Raw genomic sequence first — 19232 nt, forward strand, 5'->3', positions numbered from 1 at the left:
CCGTACCCGTCTGAAAAACCACTGAACTTCAGCCTTGGCTGAGTGGCCTTTTTTGCCTGATGACAGGTGTAACTCATGTATTCGATCTCAAAAGATGCCGCGCTGGCGGCTGCCTCCACGTGTGTGTTTGTGTTGCTGTGGAGCAGCGGCGCGATTTTCTCCAAATGGGGCTTGGCCCACGCGTCGCCCTTTGCGTTTTTATTGATCCGCTTTGCCATCGCGTTACTGGCGCTGGTGCTGTTGATCCCCTTGCTCAAACTCCAGCGGCCGCGCGGGGCCCGGGCGGTGCGGTATGCATTGGCCACCGGGGCGGTCTTGCTGGGCGCCTATCAGATTTTTTACATGCTGGCGCTGTCGCTTCACATCACGCCGGGCGTCATGGCCACGGTCATGGGCGTCCAGCCGATTCTGACCGCTGTGATCCTGGAGCGGCGCCTTTGCTGGAGCCGACTGCTGGGGCTGTTTCTGGGGTTGGCCGGGCTGATTCTGGTGGTGTACCAGGGCATCGGGCTGGCGGGCATGTCATGGCAAGGCATGCTGTTCGCGGTGCTGGCGCTGGGGAGCATGACGTTCGGCACCCTGATGCAAAAGCGCATCACCCATAACCCGTTGGGTACCTTGCCATTGCAGTACCTTGCCGGACTGGTGGTGTGCGCGGTGTTCGTGCCGTTTCAACCCTTTAACGTCCAGTACAGCGCAGGCTTTGTAATTCCGGTGTTGTGGATGGGGCTGGTGGTCTCGGTGCTGGCCACCTTGTTGCTGTACCGGATGATTGCGCGGGGCAACCTGGTCAATGTCACCAGCCTGTTTTACCTGGTGCCTGCCGTCACAGCCGTGATGGACTACCTGATTTTCGGCAATACCCTCGCGGCGTTGAGCCTGCTGGGCATGGCCATGATCATCGTGGGCCTGATGTTCGTGTTCCGTAAAACCGCGTAACCGCTGAGCCGGGCTGCGAAGGGGCAATGCGGCCTTCTTCGCAGCTTGCTTGAGTCACGGTATCAAGGCCGTCCGGGCCTGAGCACCAGCCACAGCGCCACGGCGATCAACAGCCCGCCATACACGTGCGCCATCGAGAGCGGCTCGTCCAGAAACAGTGCGCCCCACAGCACGCCAAACGGCGGGATCATAAAGGTCACGGTCATGGACTTGACCGGACCGATACTGGTCAGCAGGCGGAAGTACAAAATGTACGCAAACGCTGTGCACAACAGGCCCAACCCCAGCAGCGACAACCACACGCTTGTACCACCCCAACTGGCGGGTGGCTGATGGATCAGGCTGCCCGCAAACAGCGGCAGCAGAAACAGCGTGGCCCCGAGCATGCTGCCCAGCGCCGAGAGACGCGGGTCCAGCCCACCTTGCTGATCCAGCCAGCGGCGCGCCAAAAAGCCAGCGAAGCCGTAGCAAGTGGTGGCCAGCAAGCAGGCGAGGGCGCCCATCAGCAAGTCCATGTCAAACGCGACAGGCCCTGCCCGGGTCAGAATGCCCACCCCCAACAGGCCCAAAAACACCCCTGCCATTTTGGTCGGCGTGAGTTTTTCACTGAAAAACAGGCCGCCAATCAGCACGCCCATCAGTGGCGTGGTGGCGTTGAAAATGGCTGAATACCCGGCAGGCAGCACCTGGGCCGCCACGGAATACAGCGTGGCCGGTATGCCTGAGTTAATGACCCCGAGGATCAGCACCACTTTGAATTTGCCGCCGAAATTCCAGCTGACACGCATCATCGTCAGCATCACCAACAATCCGGTGGCCGCGATGGACACACGAAAGAAAGCAGTAGGGATGGAGCCGAGAACCGGTGCGATGATCCGCATAAATAAAAAGCTGGCGCCCCAAATGCCTGCCAGCGACAGCATGCGCACGATATCGACAAGTCTCACGGATGTTTCCTTACAGGTTTTGTGGCGGGCAGTGTAGGGGATGCTGCGCGCAAGGCAATGGTTGCGTCCGGTAACAATTGGCCTCTAAGCTCAGGCGCATAACAACATCCACGACGTTCGTGCAGAGGTTTTCCCCATGCCCCGTACCTGGCCGGCCGACGCCATCGCAACGCTGATTCTCGATGGCTTCGATGATTACCGTGAGCACTTTCGGCAAATCACCGACGGCGCCCGCGCCCGGTTTGAAAGCGCGCTGTGGCAGGACGCGCAGGAGGCTTCCGCCGCACGGATCAACCTCTATGAACAAAAAGTCAGTCAGGTCCGCCAGCGGTTGCAATCGGCGTTCGCTGAACAGGGTTTGCTGGATGCCAGCCAGTGGCCCTTGGTCAAGCACGCGTACATCCGCCTGATTGATCCGCGGCTGGACGATGAGCTGGCCGAGACCTGGTACAACTCGACGTTTTGCAGCCTGTTCAGCCACGACCTGATCAGCGACGACTGCATGTTCATTCACACCACGCGCCCGGCCTTGCGTCAGCCGCGGGCCGCACAAACCCGCACGTATCGCCCCGCCGGGCAGTTAAGCCTCACGCTCACGCAGATCTTCAGCGACTACGCGTTCAGTGAGGCGTACGCCGATTTACCGGGGGACGTGCGCAGGCTGGAAGCACACCTGCGTGAAAGCCTGCCCGACTGGGTGTGCAAAGACCCGGACATGAGCATCGAACTGTTTGGCTCGGTGTTGTACCGCAACAAGGGGGCCTATCTGGTAGGGCGCCTCTACACCCGTGACGAGCAATGGCCGCTGGTGATCCCGCTGCTGCACCGCGAAGGACGGGGCATTCAGATAGACGCTTTGATCACCGACGAAGCCGAAGTGTCGATCATTTTCTCCTTCACCCGTTCGTACTTCATGGTCGATGTACCAGTGCCCGCCGAGTTTGTCGGCTTTCTCAAACGCATCCTGCCGGGCAAGCACATCGCCGAGCTCTACACCTCCATCGGTTTTTACAAACACGGGAAGTCCGAGTTCTACCGCGCCCTCATCAACCATCTGGCCACCACGGATGACCGCTTCATCATGGCCCCCGGCGTGCGCGGCATGGTCATGACCGTGTTCACCCTGCCGGGCTTCAACACCGTGTTCAAACTGATCAAGGACACGTTTTCACCCTCCAAAAACGTCAACCGGGCCACGGTCATTGAAAAATACCGGCTGGTCAAAAGCGTGGATCGGGTCGGGCGCATGGCCGACACCCAGGAATTTGCGGATTTCCGTTTCCCGTTAAGCCAGTTCGAGCCCGAGTGCCTGGCCGAGCTGCTGGACGTGGCGCCGTCCACGGTCGAGGTGGAAGGCGACACGGTACTGATTCGCCACTGTTGGACCGAGCGGCGCATGACCCCGCTCAACCTGTACCTGGAAAACGCCAACCCTGCGCAAATCCGCGAAGCCCTGGACGACTATGGGTTGGCGATCAAACAACTGGCGGCGGCCAACATCTTCCCCGGCGACATGCTGTTGAAAAACTTTGGCGTCACCCGCCATGGCCGCGTCGTGTTCTACGACTATGACGAAATCTGCTTTCTGACCGAAGCCAACTTCCGCCACATCCCCCAGCCGCGCACCCCGGAAGACGAAATGGCCAGCGAGCCGTGGTACTCCATCGGTCCGCTGGACGTGTTCCCCGAAGAGTTTCCGCCGTTCCTGTTCGCCGATGCCAGCCAGCGCCGTTTGTTCGACGAGCTGCACGGTGAAATCTACGACGCCGATTACTGGAAAGGCCTGCAAGCCTCCATCGCGTCGGGCAAGGTGATCGATGTGTTTCCTTATCGGCGGCGGGGATGATGCTGCGCAGGGGAGGCGTTTCTTGACACCTCCCGGATACGCGCAATTGAGCGTCGTCGTGCTACAGATTCGTGCTTGGGCCCCTAAATCTGCGACAATCCGCCCCCTGCCTTTACCAAGACTGTTACGCACCTGATGACTGACGAATCGCCTGCTATCGACAAGCTGTTGAAAAACCTTGATCACGCCATGATTGCCGACCGCCACACGCTGCGTCGGCAGTTGCATGAGCTGCGCAAAAAACCGGACGACGCCAAGCTGGCGGCCTGGGTGGCGCGGGTCGAGGCGTCGTGCGCGCAGGTGACGGCGCGGGCGGCCAGTGTGCCGTTGATTCGCTATGACGAACACTTGCCGATCGCCGCCAAGCGCGATGAGATCAAGGCCGCGCTGCTCAAGCATCAGGTGCTGATTCTGGCCGGTGAAACCGGTTCGGGCAAAACCACCCAGCTGCCGAAAATCTGCCTGGAGATCGGGCGCGGTCAGCACGGTTTGATTGGCCATACGCAGCCCCGGCGTATCGCCGCGCGCAGCGTGGCCAGTCGCGTGGCCGAGGAACTGGGGACGCCGTTGGGCGCATTGGTCGGCTATCAGGTGCGGTTTGAGGATCAAAGCGATTCCAACACGCTGATCAAGTTGATGACCGACGGGATTTTGTTGGCCGAAACCCAGCACGACCGCTTCCTCGAACGCTACGACACGATCATCGTCGACGAAGCCCACGAACGCAGCCTGAACATCGACTTTTTGCTGGGTTACCTGAAAATCCTGCTGCCCCGGCGTCCGGACCTCAAGGTCATCATTACCTCGGCCACCATCGATCTGGAGCGTTTCTCCAAACACTTCAACGATGCGCCGATTGTGGAAGTCTCGGGCCGCACGTTCCCGGTCGAGACCTGGTATCGCCCGTTGACCGCCGAGCAGGACGAGGAGGGCAACAGCGTCGAAGAGGATTTGAGCGTCGATCAGGCGATCATTGCGACGCTGGACGAAATTGCCGCCCACGAGCGCCATGAGCGCAAGAGCCCCGGCGACGTGCTGGTGTTTTTGCCCGGCGAGCGCGAAATCCGCGATGCCGCCGACATGTTGCGCAAGGCCCAGCTCAAACACACAGAAATCCTGCCGTTGTATGCACGACTGTCACCGGCCGAGCAGCAGCGGATCTTCCAGTCGCACCCCGGACGCCGTGTGGTCTTGGCGACCAACGTCGCAGAAACCTCCCTGACGGTGCCGGGCATTCGTTATGTGATTGACAGCGGCACCGCACGTATCAGCCGCTACAGCTACCGGGCCAAGGTCCAGCGTTTGCCGATCGAAGCCATTTCCCAGGCCAGCGCCAATCAGCGCAAGGGCCGCTGCGGGCGGGTTGAGCCGGGTATCTGCGTGCGGTTGTACGCCGAAGAAGACTTCAACGGGCGCCCGGAATTTACCGATCCCGAGATTCTGCGTACCAACCTTGCGGCCGTCATCCTGCAAATGCTGCACCTGCGTCTGGGGGAAATTACGGCGTTCCCGTTCATCGAGCCGCCAGACGGCAAAGCCATTACGGACGGCTTCAACCTGTTGCAGGAGCTGTCCGCCGTCAACCGCGAAAACCAGCTGACGCCGCTGGGCCGCCAACTGGCGCGCCTGCCGGTCGACCCACGCATGGGGCGCATGCTGCTTGAAGCGGCCAAGCTCGGCAGCTTGCAGGAAGTGTTGATCGTGGCCAGTGCGATGTCGGTGCAAGACCCGCGCGAGCGTCCGCCGGAGCGCCAGCAGGCGGCCGATCAGGCCCACGCGCAATGGAAGGATGTGGACTCGGACTTTGCCGCGCTGATCAATGTGTGGCGCGGGTTTGAAGAGCAGCGCCAGGCGCTGACCGCCAGCCCGCTGCGCAACTGGTGCCGCAAGAATTTCCTGAACTACCTGCGCTTGCGCGAGTGGCGCGATTCTCACCGTCAACTGAGCTTGATCTGCCGTGACCTGCAACTGTCGGTCAATAAAGAACCGGCGGATTACCCCAAGCTGCACAAGGCCGTGTTGTCGGGGTTGCTCAGCCAGATCGGGCAGAAGTCCGAAGAAGGTGATTACCTGGGCGCGCGTCAGCGTCGGTTCTGGATTCACCCGTCTTCGGGGTTGGGCAAAAAGCGCCCGCAATGGCTGATGACCGCCGAGCTGGTGGAAACCACCAAGCTGTATGCGCGCATGGTGGCCAAGATCGAGCCGGACTGGATCGAGCCGCTGGCCGGGCATCTGGTCAAAAAGAATTACTTTGAGCCGCACTGGGAGAAAAAACGCGGGCAAGTGGTGGCCTTTGAGCAAATCACGCTGTTCGGTTTGATCGTGGTGGGCCGTCGCCCCGTCCATTACGGGCCGATTGACCCGGTGCTGTCCCGTGAGCTGTTTATCCGCGAAGGGCTGGTGCGCGGTGAGATCCAGTCGCGGGCCAAGTGCCTGGCGGCCAATGCCCGGTTGCTGGAACAGCTCGACGAGCTGGAAGCCAAGGCCCGGCGCCGTGACATTCTGGCGGACGAAGAGACCCTGTTTGCGTTCTACGATGCGCGCCTGCCCGCCGAGATTCATCAGACCGCGACTTTCGACAGCTGGTACCGGGTCAACAGTCAGAAAGACCCGCAGCTGTTGATCATGCGCGAAGAAGACGTGCTGGCCCGCGAGGCCACTGAAATCACCGCCCAACATTACCCGGACACATTGCGTCTGGGGGATTTGACGCTGGCGCTCAGTTATCACTTTGAGCCGAACCACCCCCGTGACGGCGTGACGGTCAAAGTGCCCGCGCCGCTGTTGCCCGTGCTGCCGCCCGAGCGCCTGGAGTGGCTGGTGCCGGGGATGATCGAGGCCAAGTGCATCGCGCTAGTGCGCAGCCTGCCCAAGGCATTGCGCAAAAACTTCGTGCCGGTGCCGGACTTCGTCAAGGCTGCGTTGCAGCGTATGGAGTTTGGTCAGGGTTCGTTGCCCCAGGCGCTGGGGCGTGAACTGTTGCGCATGACAGGCGTGCGGGTCAGTGATGAGGCGTGGGCCGAGGCGGCGCAGCAGGTCGACAGTCATCTGCGGATGAACCTGGAAATCGTCGACGCCCATGGCAAGTTCCTTGGCGAAGGCCGCGATTTGGCCGAGCTGACCGCGCGTTTTGCTGAAGCCAGCCAAGCCGCTCTGGCGGTGCCGCAGAGCGCCGAAAGTCAACAGCCGGTGCAGGCCAGGGGCTTTGCCCCGGTGGCGGAGAAAACCCAGCAAAAGATTGCCGGTTTGTCGATGACGGTGTACCCGGCGCTGGTCGAAGAGGGCAACACGGTCAAGGAAGGTCGATTCTCGACCCCGGCCGAGGCCGAATACCAGCACCGTCGCGCCTTGCAGCGCTTGCTGATGCAGCAGTTGGCCGAACCTGCGAAGTTCCTGCGGGGCAAATTGCCGGGGCTGACCGAACTGGGCTTGCTGTACCGCGAGCTGGGACGGGTTGAAAGTCTGGTCGAAGACATTCTGCTGGCCAGCCTCGACAGCTGCATTCTTGAAGGCGAGGCCGTGCTGCCCCGTGATGGCGCCGGGCTGGCTTCACTGGCCGAACGCAAGCGCGCCGGCTGGACGGAACACGCCGAGAAACTGGCGAAACTGACGCTGGACATCCTCAAGCTGTGGCACGGTCTGCAAAAGCGCTTCAAAGGCAAGATCGACCTGGCCCAGGCCGTGGCGTTGAATGACATCAAGCAGCAACTGAGCCATTTGGTGTACCCCGGATTTGTCCGGGAAACCCCCGCGATGTGGCTCAAGGAGCTGCCGCGTTACCTCAAGGCCATTGAACTGCGCCTGGAGAAACTGCCGGGCCAGGTGCAAAAAGATCGGGTGTGGAGCGGCGAATTGAGTGGGCTGTGGGCGCAGTATCAGGCCCGCGCCACCAAGCATGCGCAAGAAGGCAAGCGCGATCCGCAACTGGAGCTGTACCGCTGGTGGCTGGAAGAATACCGGGTGTCGCTGTTCGGCCAGCAACTGGGCACCAAGGTGCCGATTTCTGACAAGCGCCTGAGCAAACAGTGGAGCCAGGTGGAGGCGTGACACGCGCCTCCGGCCGTCGATGCGGCGATAACGCAAATGTTGCCTTTTATGGCAAACTTCGCGGCTATTAAGTCCAGACACGTATGTGATCCAAGGCACTTCACCCCCCGTTTGTCCGGGGTGAGTCCTTTTATGATTTGGTACGCAAGTGCCAATATTTTCTGCTTGAACAGAACAGAGGAACGACCGTGCATAACGTCGTCATCAGCGGCACCGGCCTGTATACCCCGGCCAACAGCATCTCCAACGAAGAGCTGGTGCAGTCTTTCAATACCTATGTGCAACAGTTCAACGCCGAACACGCGGCTGCCATCGAGGCCGGTGAGATTCAGCCTCTGGCCGAATCCAGCGCGGCCTTTATCGAAAAAGCCTCCGGCATCAAAAGCCGTTTTGTGATGGACAAGGACGGCATCCTTGACCCGCAGCGCATGCGCCCGCGCCTGCCGGAGCGTTCCAACGACGAAATGTCGGTGCTCTGCGAAATGGCGGTCGGCGCGGCACAGCAGGCGCTGGAGCGCGCAGGCAAAACCGCAGCCGATATCGACGGCGTGATCGTGGCGTGCTCCAACCTGCAACGCCCGTACCCGGCCATTGCCATCGAGGTGCAACACGCACTGGGCATTCAGGGTTTTGGTTTTGACATGAACGTCGCCTGCTCGTCCGCGACCTTCGGCATCCAGACCGCCAGCAACAGCGTGCAGTTGGGCCAGGCCCGCGCCGTGCTGCTGATCAGCCCCGAAGTGTGCACCGGCCACCTGAACTTCCGGGACCGTGACAGCCATTTCATCTTTGGTGATGCGGCGACGGCCGTGGTGATCGAGCGCGCTGACCTGGCGACTTCGGCGCATCAGTTCGATATCGTCAGCAGCAAATTGCTGACAACCTTTTCGAACAACATCCGCAATAATTTCGGCTTCCTGAACCGTGCTTCGGACGAACCTGCCGACAGCCCGGACAAGTTGTTCGTGCAGGAAGGGCGCAAAGTGTTCCGTGACGTGTGCCCGATGGTGGCCGAGCTGATCGGGCAGCACCTCGAAGAAAACCAGTTGGACGTGGCCGACGTGAAGCGCTTCTGGCTGCACCAGGCCAACCTCAGCATGAACCACCTGATCGTCAAGCGCCTGCTGGGCCGTGAAGCCTCGGTCGAAGAAGCGCCGGTGATTCTGGATACCTACGCCAACACCAGTTCGGCGGGATCGGTGATTGCGTTCCATAAGTACCAGGATGACTTGCCCAACGGCGCGCTGGCCATTCTCAGTTCGTTCGGTGCGGGTTACTCCATCGGTAGCGTGATTCTGCGCAAGCGTTAATCCCCTTGCAGGGTCGTTGTCCAGATAGGGCAGCGGCCCTGATGATGTGAGGCCTGATGGCTGACTCTGAATTACTCACCCGCCTGTTGGCGGGTGATGACCGGGCGTTTCGCGAGCTGGTCAGCACCTATCAAAGTGCCATGCGTGCCGTGGCGTACGCGATTGTCGGCAGTCGTCATGCAGACGAAGCGGTGCAAGACGCCTGGTTGTCGGTGGTGCGCAATCTGGACGGGTTCGAAGGTCGATCCAGCCTGAAAACCTGGTTGCTGACGATCACGGCCAACGCGGCTAAAAATCGCTACAAACAGAATCGGCGCGAAGTGTTGCTCGATGACCTGCCATCGCCCCACGGCTGTGTTGACGATGACCGTTTCTCCAGTGATGGCCATTGGCTGTTGGCGCCTTTTGCCTGGCATCAGGACACCCCGGAAGCCTTGTTGACGGAGGACGAACTGCGTGAGTGCCTTGAGCACACCTTGCTCAGCCTGCCTCAGTTGCAAAACAGTGTGCTGGTGTTGCGCGAGCGCGAAGGGCTGGCGCTGGAAGACATTTGTAATCTTCTGCAGATAACGCTCTCTAATGCCCGGGTGCTGATACATCGTGCCCGGCTTAAAGTCTTCGCGACGGTGGAGCATTTCGAGGAAACCGGTGAATGTTGACCTGCAAACAGCAAGTTGCCCGTTCAAGTGATTATCTGGATGGCCAGTTGACCTTTCGTGAGCGGCTGCTGGTGCGCCATCATTTGCTGTTCTGCCCCAACTGCCGTCGGTTCATCAAGCAAATGCGGTTGCTCAATGCCACCCTCAAACACTTGCCGCAGGCCCCGCCAGCGGACCTTGAGGCGACGGTTGAGCGAATGGTGCGTGAGCGGTCGCGTCACCAAAAAGGGGACTAAAGACAAGGCGCCGTCGACGGATGAAGGGGATCGACGGCGCCTTTCTTTGATTCAAGCGTGGATTAGAACTTGGCTTCTACGTCCAGTTGCAGGGTGTTGGTGTTCGCGTCTTTCTGGGTCGTGGTGGCGTAGTCGGCCTTGGTCAGGTAGTACGTCACGCCGACACCGAAGTTCTTGTCGATTTCGTAACCCAGTTTGACCTTATGGCCACGCGAGCCAGTCGTGCCGTTGGCAAAGTCGGAGTCAGTGAATGCCCCGACCACGGCGTTACGTTGAACGTCGCGGTAGTTGTAGTCCAGGCTGAAGGCGTTCAGCTTGCTCTTGAAACCCACCAGCCAGGCATCGTCCTGATCGCTGTCGGTGGCGGCGTTGTGCACGTACTGGCCGTACAGCGACAGCGGCAGTGGCAGGTTGGCGATGTCGACCTGGCCGAAACCTTCATACAGGCGGAACTCGCTGGTGCTGTTGCCATTGACGGCCAGGGCGCACGGCGTGGTTTTGGTGCCGGTGGTCGGGCACTTGCTGTCATCGTCGTTTTTGTAGCCGTAAACGCTGCCGCCCAAGGTCACTTTGAGGCTGTCGGTCGGTGCGAAGCGTGTGCCCAATTGACCGGCATACATGCTCAGGTCGTGGCGGAACTGCACGCCTTCGCCGTCGACGTTGTCCTTGAGGGTGTAGTAACCCGCGCTGCCGAACATTTCGACGCCGCTGTTGCCCAGGTTGTGCTTGTAGGTAGCGGCCACGCCTTCAGGGTTGATGTCGCTGTCCCAGATCACATCACCGGTGCTCACCCACGGTTGTGGCATCTTGCCGCCAATCAGGTGCAGGTCCTTGACCGCGGTCGGGTGGTAGTCGATGTAGGCCTGATCCAGCCACAGCTGTTTCTTGTCGAAATAGTTGTCCAGGTCCTGGTTGGTCGAACGAGCATCGTCGCCGCCGCCAGTGGCGATACGAATTCCGGTGTTCACCTGCGGGTTGATCTGGGTGTAGGCACCCAGGCGTGCACGAATACGCTGGCGGTCCTTGTTTTTGCCGTCTGACTCACCGTCGATCTTGATGTTCTCATGGCGAACCCGCACGTCACCCTTGAACTCGGTCTTGGCGGCCCATGCCACTTTTTGTTCAAACGCGCTGAGGTCGGATTTTTTGACCTGTTGGGCGGCAGCTTCCTGCTGAGCCTGTTTTTCACTGGCGAGTTCGGTTTGCAACTCGGCGTATTGGCCAGGGGAGATGGAACCGTTTGCCTTGAGCATTTCCAGCAGTTTGGCATCGACCCCGGCGCTGGCCGGAATACTCATGGCTAACGCCAGGCCGCCACATAGTCCCGCCGCAACCCGTGTAGATACAAGACGCATATGAATCTCCCAGTGGTGGGATGGCGATGACCATCCCAGGAAAAACGGCCCTTCTCGGGCTCAAAATGGGTGCGGGGCGAGTGTGTTATGGGCGTGTTGGCAGCCGTCCACTCATAACCCCGCGCTCTAAGAAGCGGCGCCAGTATCGCGGCTGGATATGACAGAAAAGTGGCAGGGTGATAGCAAGTCTGTGACACCGCTCCAGCCCCCGGTTGGCAGGCGTTCCGGTGGGCTGAAGTGCCGCGCCGGCACGCGTGCTGTGTGCAGGTGCTGCCGGGCATGAGGCGGCGAAGGGCGTTTTCAAAGGCGGGCGGGGTGATACCATCGCCGCTCTGAAGCGCGTGCCGGAGCCCCTCAATGCCGTTACATCGTCTGGACAGTCTGTCGGCTATCAGCGCCCCTGAATGGGATGCACTGGTCCCCACGTCCCACCCTTTTTTGCGTCATGCCTTTCTCAGCGCGCTTGAAGACAGTGGCAGCCTGAACCCGCAGTCCGGCTGGCAGCCCGAGCACCTGTTGCATTACGCGCACGGCACTTTGCAGGCGGCATTGCCCAGTTATCGCAAATGGCATTCCTATGGCGAGTACGTGTTCGATCACGAATGGGCCAACGCCTGTGAGCGGGCGGGTATCGAGTACTACCCCAAGCTGTTGACTGCCGTGCCTTTCAGCCCCGTGAGCGGCCCGCGTCTTTTAGCTGCCAGCGCCGAGCAAGGGCGTGAGTTGCTGGCGGCGTTGCCGGGCTATCTGGAGATCGAAGGGTTGTCCAGTGCGCACATCAACTTTACCGATGCGCTGGCAGACAGCGCGTTGGCGGAGCAAGCCGGCTGGTTGCAACGCCTGGGCTGCCAGTTCCATTGGCCAAACCGCGGGTATCGCGACTTTCAGGACTTTCTCGACACGCTCAGCTCGCGCAAGCGCAAACAAATGCGCAAGGAGCGCGAACAGGTCGCCGCGCAGGGTTTCACGTTCGAGTGGCTGGAAGGTCATCAGGTGAGCGAGGCGCAGTGGGATTTTGTCTACGCCTGCTATGCGCACACCTACGCCGTGCGTCGACAGACGCCGTATTTGACCCGCGCGTTTTTCAGCCTGTTGGCCGAGCGCATGCCCGAGGCCATTCGCGTGGTATTGGCCAAGCAGGGCGCTTCACCGGTGGCCATGGCGTTCAGTCTGTTGGGAGGCGACAGCCTGTATGGCCGCTACTGGGGCTGCCTGGCCGAGTTCGATCGCCTGCACTTCGAAACGTGCTTTTACCAGGGGATGGAGTACGCCATCGCCCACGGTATTGAGCGCTTCGATGCGGGGGCCCAGGGTGAGCACAAGTTGATCCGCGGCTTTGAGCCGGTCATCACACGTTCCTGGCATTACCTGCGGCACCCGGGCCTGAAAGCTGCGGTCAGCGATTTTCTGGAACGCGAGCGCGAAGGCGTGCTGGCGTATGCGGAACAAGCGAGGTCGGCGCTGCCTTATCGGCAGGCCTGAGCCTCGCCGTGTTGCACCTCAGTTGTCGGTCTTGCCCAGCCAGCGATAGGTCAGCCCGCCGATGGCCGCGCCCACCAGTGGCACCACCCAGAACATCCAAAGCTGTTGGATCGCCCAGCCGCCGACGATCAGCGCCGGCCCGGTGCTGCGGGCCGGATTGACCGAGGTGTTGGTCACCGGTATTGAGATCAGGTGAATCAGCGTGAGCGCCAGGCCAATGGCAATGGGGGCCAATCCGGGCGGTGCGCGTTTATCGGTGGCGCCCATGATGATCAGGATAAACATGGCGCTCATGACCAATTCGCACACCAGCCCGGCGATCATTGAATAGCCTCCGGGTGAGTGTTCGCCATAGCCATTGGCGGCCAGCCCGCTGACGGCCAGATCGAAACCCGGTTTGCCGCTGGCGATGAAGTACAGCACGCTGGCCGCAATGATCCCGCCAATGACCTGGGCCACCATGTAGGCGGGCAACTCCCTGGCCGGGAAGCGTCCGCCCACCCACAACCCCAAGGATACGGCGGGATTGAGGTGGCAGCCGGAGATATGGCCGATGGCGAAGGCCATTGTCAGTACTGTCAGACCAAATGCCAGCGCCACGCCGAGCAATCCGATGCCGACATCGGGGAAAGCAGCGGCGAGTACCGCGCTGCCACACCCGCCAAGGACTAACCAGAAAGTGCCGATCAACTCTGTGATGGAGCGTTTGAACAGGTTCATGTCAGGGTCCTGGATAGATGGCTTGATCTATCAGTGATCACTCGGTGCATCCTGCATGTTTGACGACAGAATTCCTCCGAATCCTTTTTTCATTACAGCAGGCGGCAGCGGATTTTCCATTGCCCAAAAAAAAGCCAGAGCCCTTTAAAACCGGGCGCTGGCGATGTGTTTCAGGGGGGTTACAGGAGCGGTTGGTTTGGATCAGTCGATGCCGACAAATCCCCCCGTTTGATGTTGCCAAAGCCGTGCGTACAAACCGCCGTGGGCGAGCAACTCGGCATGGGTGCCGCTTTCTGCGATGCGGCCTTTGTCCAGCACCACCAAACGGTCCATGCGGGCGATGGTGGACAGCCGGTGGGCAATGGCAATCACGGTTTTGCCTTGCATCAGGGTTTCAAGGCTTTCCTGAATGGCCGCTTCAACCTCGGAGTCCAGCGCTGAGGTGGCTTCGTCCATGATCAGGATGGGCGCGTTTTTCAGCAGCACCCGCGCAATGGCTATCCGCTGGCGCTGGCCGCCTGACAATTTGACCCCGCGTTCGCCCACATGGGCGTCAAAGCCGGTGCGGCCCTGGGCGTCGGACAGCAGCGGGATGAACTCGTCGGCTCGCGCTTTGTGCACGGCGGCCCACAACGCGTCGTCGGTGGCATCCGGTTTGCCATACAGCAAGTTGTCGCGAATGGAGCGGTGCAGCAACGAAGTGTCCTGAGTAATCATGCCGATTTGTTCACGCAGGCTTTCCTGTGTCACTTCGGCAATGTTCTGATCGTCGATCAGGATGCGTCCGCCTTGCAGGTCATACAAGCGCAGCAACAGGTTGACCAGCGTTGATTTGCCCGCGCCTGAAGGGCCGATCAGGCCGATTTTTTCGCCGGGTTTGATGGTCAGGTTCAGGTCGCTGATGATCCCGCTGTGTTTGCCATAGTGGAAATCCACATGCTCAAAGCGCACTTCGCCGCGCGTGACGGTGAGGCGGGGCGCATTTTCGCGGTCGGTGACGGCCAACGGCTGAGCAATGGTTTGCAGGCCGTCCTGAACCATGCCGATGTTCTCGAAGATGCCGTTGACCACCCACATGATCCAGCCGGACATGTTGACGATGCGAATCACCAGGCCGGTGGCCAGGGCAATGGCGCCGACGCTGATCAGCGACTGGCTCCACAACCACAAGGCCAGACCGCTGGTACTGACAATCAGCAGGCCGTTCATGGCGGTAATGGTGACGTCCATGCTGGTCACGACACGGCTGGCCAGTTGAGTTTTTTCGGTTTGTTCGACGATGGCTTCGCGCGCGTACTCTTGCTCGTAATTGGTGTGGGCAAACAATTTGAGGGTGGTGATGTTGGTGTAACCATCGACGATGCGGCCCATCAGTTTGGAGCGTGCGTCGGAGGACACCACCGAACGCTCCTTGACCCTGGGTACGAAGTAATAGAGCGCGCCGATATACAGCCCGATCCAGGTCAGCAGTGGAATCATCAGGCGCCAGTCCGCCTCGGCAAACAGCACCAGCGAGCTGATGGCGTAGATCAGTACGTGCCAGAGCGCGTCGACGGCTTGCACCAATGAGTCGCGCAACGAGTTGCCGGTTTGCATGATGCGTTGGGCGATGCGCCCGGCGAAATCGTTCTGGAAGAAGTTCAGGCTCTGCCTGAGCACGTAGTTGTGGTTCTGCCAGCGGATCATGCTGGTCATGCCGGGGCTCAGGGTTTGATGCACCAGCAAGTCGTGCAGGCCGAAAAAAACCGGACGAATGATCAGCGCAACCACGGCCATCCAGATCAGCTCGGTGCTGTGGACCCTGAAAAAATCAGTGTTGGGCGTGCCTTGGGCCAGGTCGATCAAGGTACTCAGGTAGCTGAACAGGGAAACTTCAATCAGCGCCGCCACCAGCCCGATCACCAGCAAGGCGGCAAAAATCGGCCAGACCTGACGCAGGTAATACAGATAAAACGCCCAGACCGTCGAGGGAGGCGCCGGGGTGGGCGGTTCGCGGAAGATATCGATCAGTTTTTCGAAACGGCGATAAAGCATGGGCACTGACGCCCGCAGCGCGGGCTCTCCTTTCGTGGTGTGACCACTGACCCGATGAACACGCAAGGACTCAAACGTGCGAGCTGTTCCGGCAGGTGTAACAGCTCGCAGGTTTGGCAGCAGCTACGTTCAGGGGGAGCGGTCTACGCTTCCTGCAAGGCTCGATCGGTCAATCAATGCGCTTGGCAGATTTGATAACGACCGGGTCGATGGGCACGTTTTGCATGCCTTGTTTGGTGGTGGTTTGCGAGTTGACGATTTGGTCCACAACGTCCATGCCATTGACCACCTTCGCGAACACGGCGTAACCGGCATCGCGGCCCGGGTCGAGGAACGCGTTATCGGCCACGTTGATAAAGAACTGGCTGGTGGCGGAATTCGGGTTGGAGGTGCGTGCCATCGACAGCGTGCCGCGCACGTTGTGCAGGCCGTTGCTGGCTTCATTCTTGATCGGGTCGCGGGTCGGCTTTTGCACCATCTGGGCCGTAAAACCGCCGCCTTGCGCCATAAATCCTGGAATCACGCGGTGGAAAATGGTGTTGGTGTAAAAGCCGCTGTCGACGTATTCCAGAAAATTCTTGCTGCTGATCGGGGCCTTGACCGGGTCCAGCTCAATTTCGATTTTGCCGAAGCTGGTATCCAACAGCACATGGGGCGCCTTGGCCGATGCAGGCGTCGCTGCCATCAGGTTGGCGGCAAACAGCAGGGCGCCAGCGGCGAGGGCAATTTTTTTAAGCATGGGTGTGTGATCCTGAAAAAGTGGGGTGACGGTTGAAGGTCACGCAGACAGCACAGCAGATGTCGCGAGTGTTTGACAGGATATGCCCGAATCCGGTTCCTGCCCACCGCTGTCATGCTTGCATGGGCGCTGCAAAGGCGGCGTCCAGTGGGGCCGTGTCGAAGGTGCGTAACAACTCGACAAGAATTTGCGTAGCAGGCCCCAGCGGTTTGTCTTTGTTGGAATACAGGTAAAACACCGGGTGACGGTTACCGCCTTGATGAAGGGGCAAGGGTTTAAGCACGCCTTCGTTGATTTCCCGCTCAATCATGTGCCGTGGCAGCCAGGCAAACCCCAGTCCGCTGCCGACAAACGCCGCCGCGGTGGCCAGGCTGCCGACGGTCCAGCGCTGTTCAGCCCCCAGCCAGCCCATGTCGCGGGGTTGCTGGCGTCCCGAGTCGCGGATCACCACTTGCAGTTGGCTTTCCAGGTCCTGAAATTGCAACTCGCGCTGCAAGCGATGCAGCGGATGGTCGGGGTGGGCCACGGCCACAAACTCCACCGCGCTCAGTTCGGTGCCCAGGTAACCCGGAATGTTGAAGCTGCTGATGGCCAAATCGGCCACGCCTTCGAGCAACACTTCTTCAACCCCGGACAAGACCTCTTCGCGCAACCGCACCCGGCAGCCGCGGCTCTGCGGCATGAAGGCGGCCAAAGCACGGACCAAGCGTGCGTTGGGGTAGGCGGCATCCACGACCAGGCGTACCTCTGCTTCCCAGCCTTGCTCCATGTGGTGGGCGAGGTCTTCGAGCTGGCTGGCTTGTTTGACCAGTTGCCGGGAGCGGCGCAACAACACGCCGCCCGCCTCCGTGAGCACGGCTTTGCGCCCGTCGATGCGCAGCAGTGGCACGCCGAGCTGGTCCTGCATGCGGGCCACGGTGTAACTGACTGACGATTGCGAGCGGTGCAGCACTTCGGCGGCCTGTGCAAAGCCGCCATGGTCGACCACCGCTTGCAAGGTGCGCCATTGGTCAAGGGTCACGCGGGGCGCTTTCACGATGAGTACCTCTGAGAATGAATAGATGACTGCGTTGGTAGCCACGTTGGGCCAAGGCACGTGCGCCTGATGTTCGCACCGGCACAACGATTAATAAACAACTTTATAGATAGGTTGTAGCAGGTATTTGCGCTTTTTCATCGAAGCCGTGGCCTTTAACCTTCACTCCATCGCCTTACAGCATTTAGAGATGGAGCCTACCTATCATGTCCCGTGTTCTGATCATCGAAAGCAGTGCCCGCCAGCAGGATTCTTTTTCCCGTCAACTGACCCGGCAGTTCATCGGCCAATGGCAAGCGGCGCATCCAGCTGACCTGATCACGGTCCGCGATGTGGCGCGTAACCCGGTTCCGCACCTGGATGCCAACCTGTTGGGTGGCTGGATGAAGCCTGAAGAGCAACGCAGCGAGGCGGAACAGGCATCGTTGCAGCGCTCCAACGAACTGACCGATGAATTGCTGGCCGCCGACGTGCTGGTCATGGCCGCACCGATGTACAACTTCGCCATCCCCAGCACCCTCAAAGCCTGGCTGGATCACGTGTTGCGGGCCGGTGTGACGTTTAAATACACCGACACCGGGCCGCAAGGGCTGCTGACCGGCAAAAAAGCATACGTGCTGACGGCACGGGGCGGCCTATACGCGGGTAGCACCACGGACCACCAAGAACCCTATCTGCGTCAGGTGATGGCGTTTATCGGGATCCACGATGTGACCTTTATCCACGCAGAGGGTATGAATTTGGGTGGTGACTTCCAGGAAAAAGGATTGAACCAAGCCAGATCCCGGATTTCAGAGATTGCATGACGCCTTAATCGGCAGGTAATCGCCAGCGGGCTTAATCGCTTCATTGCTCCTTCAAGCATGCGGTTCGCGCATCGAACCTCCCTTTGCACTTTGCTTCTGAGTGCTCCAGCCCGATCAGCTTTTTAGCTGTATCGGGTTTTTTTTGCCCGGGATTTCGCTGTCGGTGGAAAACCGCTAAGGTCGCCCTCATTCCGTTGGGCGGCAGGCGAAAAGTAATGGGCTATTTATTGATTGTTACGCTGATACAGGCGTTTTCCTTCAGCCTGATTGGCGAGTATCTGGCAGGGCATGTCGACAGTTACTTTGCAGTGCTGGTACGCGTGGTGTTGGCGGGGCTGGTGTTTATCCCCTTAACCCGCTGGCGCGCGGTTGAGCCGGGCTTTATGCGCGGCATGTTGTTGATCGGCGCGTTGCAGTTCGGCATTACCTATGTCTGCCTGTATTTGAGTTTTCGCGTCCTGACCGTGCCGGAAGTGTTGCTGTTTACCATCTTGACGCCGTTGCACGTGACGCTGATTGAAGACGCGCTCAATCGTCGCTTCAACCCGTGGGCGCTGGTGGCGGCACTGGTGGCCGTGAGCGGTGCGGCGGTCATTCGTTTTGACAGCATCAGCCCGGACTTTTTCAAAGGCTTCCTGCTGCTGCAGCTGGCCAACTTTACCTACGCCGCCGGGCAGGTGATGTACAAACATTTGGTGGCGCGTTACCCCAGCGATCTGCCGCACTACCGGCGCTTCGGATATTTCTACCTGGGCGCACTGGCCGTGGTGTTGCCAGCTTTCCTGCTGTTCGGCAAGGCCCACTTTCTGCCCGACGCGCCGTTGCAGTGGGGTGTGCTGCTGTTTCTGGGCTTGGTATCCACCGCGCTGGGCATGTACTGGTGGAACAAGGGCGCTTGCCTGGTCAGCGGGGGCACGCTGGCAGTGATGAACAACCTGCATGTGCCAGTGGGCTTGTTGCTCAACCTGTTGATCTGGAATCAGCACGAGCCGCTTGGGCGGCTGTTTTTGGGTGGATTAGTGATACTCGTCGCCGTGTGGATCAGTCGCCTCGACCGCAGGCCAGTGAGCAGCTAA

Annotated in this window: 15 protein-coding genes; 9 read left to right on the forward strand and 6 right to left on the reverse strand. The window is 60.1% G+C overall.

All coding sequences use genetic code 11. The features are described 5' to 3' along the window. The first annotated feature begins 75 nt into the window (after positions 1-75). Entirely contained in the window at positions 76-939 is an 864-nt protein-coding gene (locus tag V6F78_RS20190) for a DMT family transporter (RefSeq protein WP_047280904.1), read from the forward strand. A gap of 62 nt (positions 940-1001) precedes the next feature. On the opposite strand, the gene V6F78_RS20195 is transcribed toward V6F78_RS20190, so the two are convergent. Further along, on the reverse strand, positions 1002-1886 hold the full coding sequence (locus tag V6F78_RS20195; RefSeq protein WP_048375797.1) for a DMT family transporter: 885 nt from the start codon (positions 1884-1886) through the stop codon (positions 1002-1004). Positions 1887-2022: 136 nt separating this feature from the next. Here V6F78_RS20195 and aceK point away from each other — a divergent pair, with 136 nt between their 5' ends. From aceK to V6F78_RS20220, 5 genes are all read left to right on the forward strand, one after another. Further along, complete coding sequence (gene aceK / locus V6F78_RS20200; protein WP_047294619.1) at positions 2023-3732, forward strand: bifunctional isocitrate dehydrogenase kinase/phosphatase; 1710 nt, start codon at positions 2023-2025, stop codon at positions 3730-3732. Between the two features lie 135 nt (positions 3733-3867). Further along, the gene (hrpA, locus tag V6F78_RS20205) at positions 3868-7779 is read left to right on the forward strand and encodes an ATP-dependent RNA helicase HrpA (RefSeq protein WP_047276082.1); all 3912 of its coding nucleotides are present in this window, start codon (positions 3868-3870) and stop codon (positions 7777-7779) included. 188 nt (positions 7780-7967) lie between these two features. Further along, positions 7968-9089, forward strand: a complete 1122-nt coding sequence (locus V6F78_RS20210; RefSeq protein WP_047276080.1) for a beta-ketoacyl-ACP synthase III — start codon at positions 7968-7970, stop codon at positions 9087-9089. 56 nt (positions 9090-9145) lie between these two features. Next, complete coding sequence (locus V6F78_RS20215) at positions 9146-9748, forward strand: RNA polymerase sigma factor (protein ID WP_332728048.1); 603 nt, start codon at positions 9146-9148, stop codon at positions 9746-9748. After that, positions 9742-9984, forward strand: a complete 243-nt coding sequence (locus V6F78_RS20220) for an anti-sigma factor family protein (protein ID WP_047294616.1) — start codon at positions 9742-9744, stop codon at positions 9982-9984. The genes V6F78_RS20215 and V6F78_RS20220 overlap by 7 nt, the downstream gene beginning before the upstream one ends. A gap of 62 nt (positions 9985-10046) precedes the next feature. Here V6F78_RS20220 and V6F78_RS20225 read toward each other — a convergent pair whose 3' ends face one another. After that, positions 10047-11339 carry a putative porin gene (locus V6F78_RS20225; protein ID WP_332728050.1) on the reverse strand — a complete coding sequence of 431 codons (1293 nt, stop codon included), beginning with the start codon at positions 11337-11339 and terminating at the stop codon, positions 10047-10049. A gap of 357 nt (positions 11340-11696) precedes the next feature. Here V6F78_RS20225 and V6F78_RS20230 point away from each other — a divergent pair, with 357 nt between their 5' ends. Next, positions 11697-12821, forward strand: coding sequence for a GNAT family N-acetyltransferase (locus V6F78_RS20230; RefSeq protein WP_094990453.1), 1125 nt, complete (start codon positions 11697-11699; stop codon positions 12819-12821). Between the two features lie 18 nt (positions 12822-12839). Here the strand turns inward: V6F78_RS20230 and aqpZ are convergent, their stop codons facing one another. The 4 genes from aqpZ to V6F78_RS20250 form a co-directional block, all read right to left on the reverse strand. After that, entirely contained in the window at positions 12840-13541 is a 702-nt protein-coding gene (gene aqpZ / locus V6F78_RS20235) for an aquaporin Z (RefSeq protein ID WP_047294612.1), read from the reverse strand. 201 nt (positions 13542-13742) lie between these two features. After that, positions 13743-15575, reverse strand: a complete 1833-nt coding sequence (locus V6F78_RS20240; protein ID WP_047294610.1) for an ABC transporter ATP-binding protein — start codon at positions 15573-15575, stop codon at positions 13743-13745. A gap of 169 nt (positions 15576-15744) precedes the next feature. Beyond that, positions 15745-16314, reverse strand: a complete 570-nt coding sequence (locus V6F78_RS20245) for a peptidylprolyl isomerase (RefSeq protein ID WP_047294606.1) — start codon at positions 16312-16314, stop codon at positions 15745-15747. A gap of 112 nt (positions 16315-16426) precedes the next feature. Next, on the reverse strand, positions 16427-17350 hold the full coding sequence (locus V6F78_RS20250; protein ID WP_047294686.1) for a LysR family transcriptional regulator: 924 nt from the start codon (positions 17348-17350) through the stop codon (positions 16427-16429). Between the two features lie 206 nt (positions 17351-17556). On the opposite strand from V6F78_RS20250, the gene V6F78_RS20255 reads away from it, so the two are divergent. After that, on the forward strand, positions 17557-18156 hold the full coding sequence (locus tag V6F78_RS20255; protein ID WP_047294603.1) for an FMN-dependent NADH-azoreductase: 600 nt from the start codon (positions 17557-17559) through the stop codon (positions 18154-18156). Between the two features lie 215 nt (positions 18157-18371). Continuing rightward, positions 18372-19232, forward strand: coding sequence for a carboxylate/amino acid/amine transporter (locus tag V6F78_RS20260; protein ID WP_047276108.1), 861 nt, complete (start codon positions 18372-18374; stop codon positions 19230-19232).

This window comes from Pseudomonas sp. ESBL9 (assembly GCF_036668715.1).
Lineage (GTDB): Bacteria > Pseudomonadota > Gammaproteobacteria > Pseudomonadales > Pseudomonadaceae > Aquipseudomonas > Aquipseudomonas lundensis.

Excerpts from the sequence above, each read along its gene's own strand:
- V6F78_RS20225 (WP_332728050.1), bottom strand. The coding sequence starts at position 11,339 with ATGCGTCTTGTATCTACACGGGTTGCGGCGGGACTATGTGGCGGCCTG.
- hrpA (WP_047276082.1), top strand. The coding sequence starts at position 3,868 with ATGACTGACGAATCGCCTGCTATCGACAAGCTGTTGAAAAACCTTGAT.
- V6F78_RS20245 (WP_047294606.1), bottom strand. The coding sequence starts at position 16,314 with ATGCTTAAAAAAATTGCCCTCGCCGCTGGCGCCCTGCTGTTTGCCGCC.
- V6F78_RS20220 (WP_047294616.1), top strand. The coding sequence starts at position 9,742 with ATGTTGACCTGCAAACAGCAAGTTGCCCGTTCAAGTGATTATCTGGAT.
- V6F78_RS20190 (WP_047280904.1), top strand. The coding sequence starts at position 76 with ATGTATTCGATCTCAAAAGATGCCGCGCTGGCGGCTGCCTCCACGTGT.
- aqpZ (WP_047294612.1), bottom strand. The coding sequence starts at position 13,541 with ATGAACCTGTTCAAACGCTCCATCACAGAGTTGATCGGCACTTTCTGG.
- V6F78_RS20230 (WP_094990453.1), top strand. The coding sequence starts at position 11,697 with ATGCCGTTACATCGTCTGGACAGTCTGTCGGCTATCAGCGCCCCTGAA.
- aceK (WP_047294619.1), top strand. The coding sequence starts at position 2,023 with ATGCCCCGTACCTGGCCGGCCGACGCCATCGCAACGCTGATTCTCGAT.
- V6F78_RS20215 (WP_332728048.1), top strand. The coding sequence starts at position 9,146 with ATGGCTGACTCTGAATTACTCACCCGCCTGTTGGCGGGTGATGACCGG.
- V6F78_RS20240 (WP_047294610.1), bottom strand. The coding sequence starts at position 15,575 with ATGCTTTATCGCCGTTTCGAAAAACTGATCGATATCTTCCGCGAACCG.
- V6F78_RS20260 (WP_047276108.1), top strand. The coding sequence starts at position 18,372 with ATGGGCTATTTATTGATTGTTACGCTGATACAGGCGTTTTCCTTCAGC.
- V6F78_RS20255 (WP_047294603.1), top strand. The coding sequence starts at position 17,557 with ATGTCCCGTGTTCTGATCATCGAAAGCAGTGCCCGCCAGCAGGATTCT.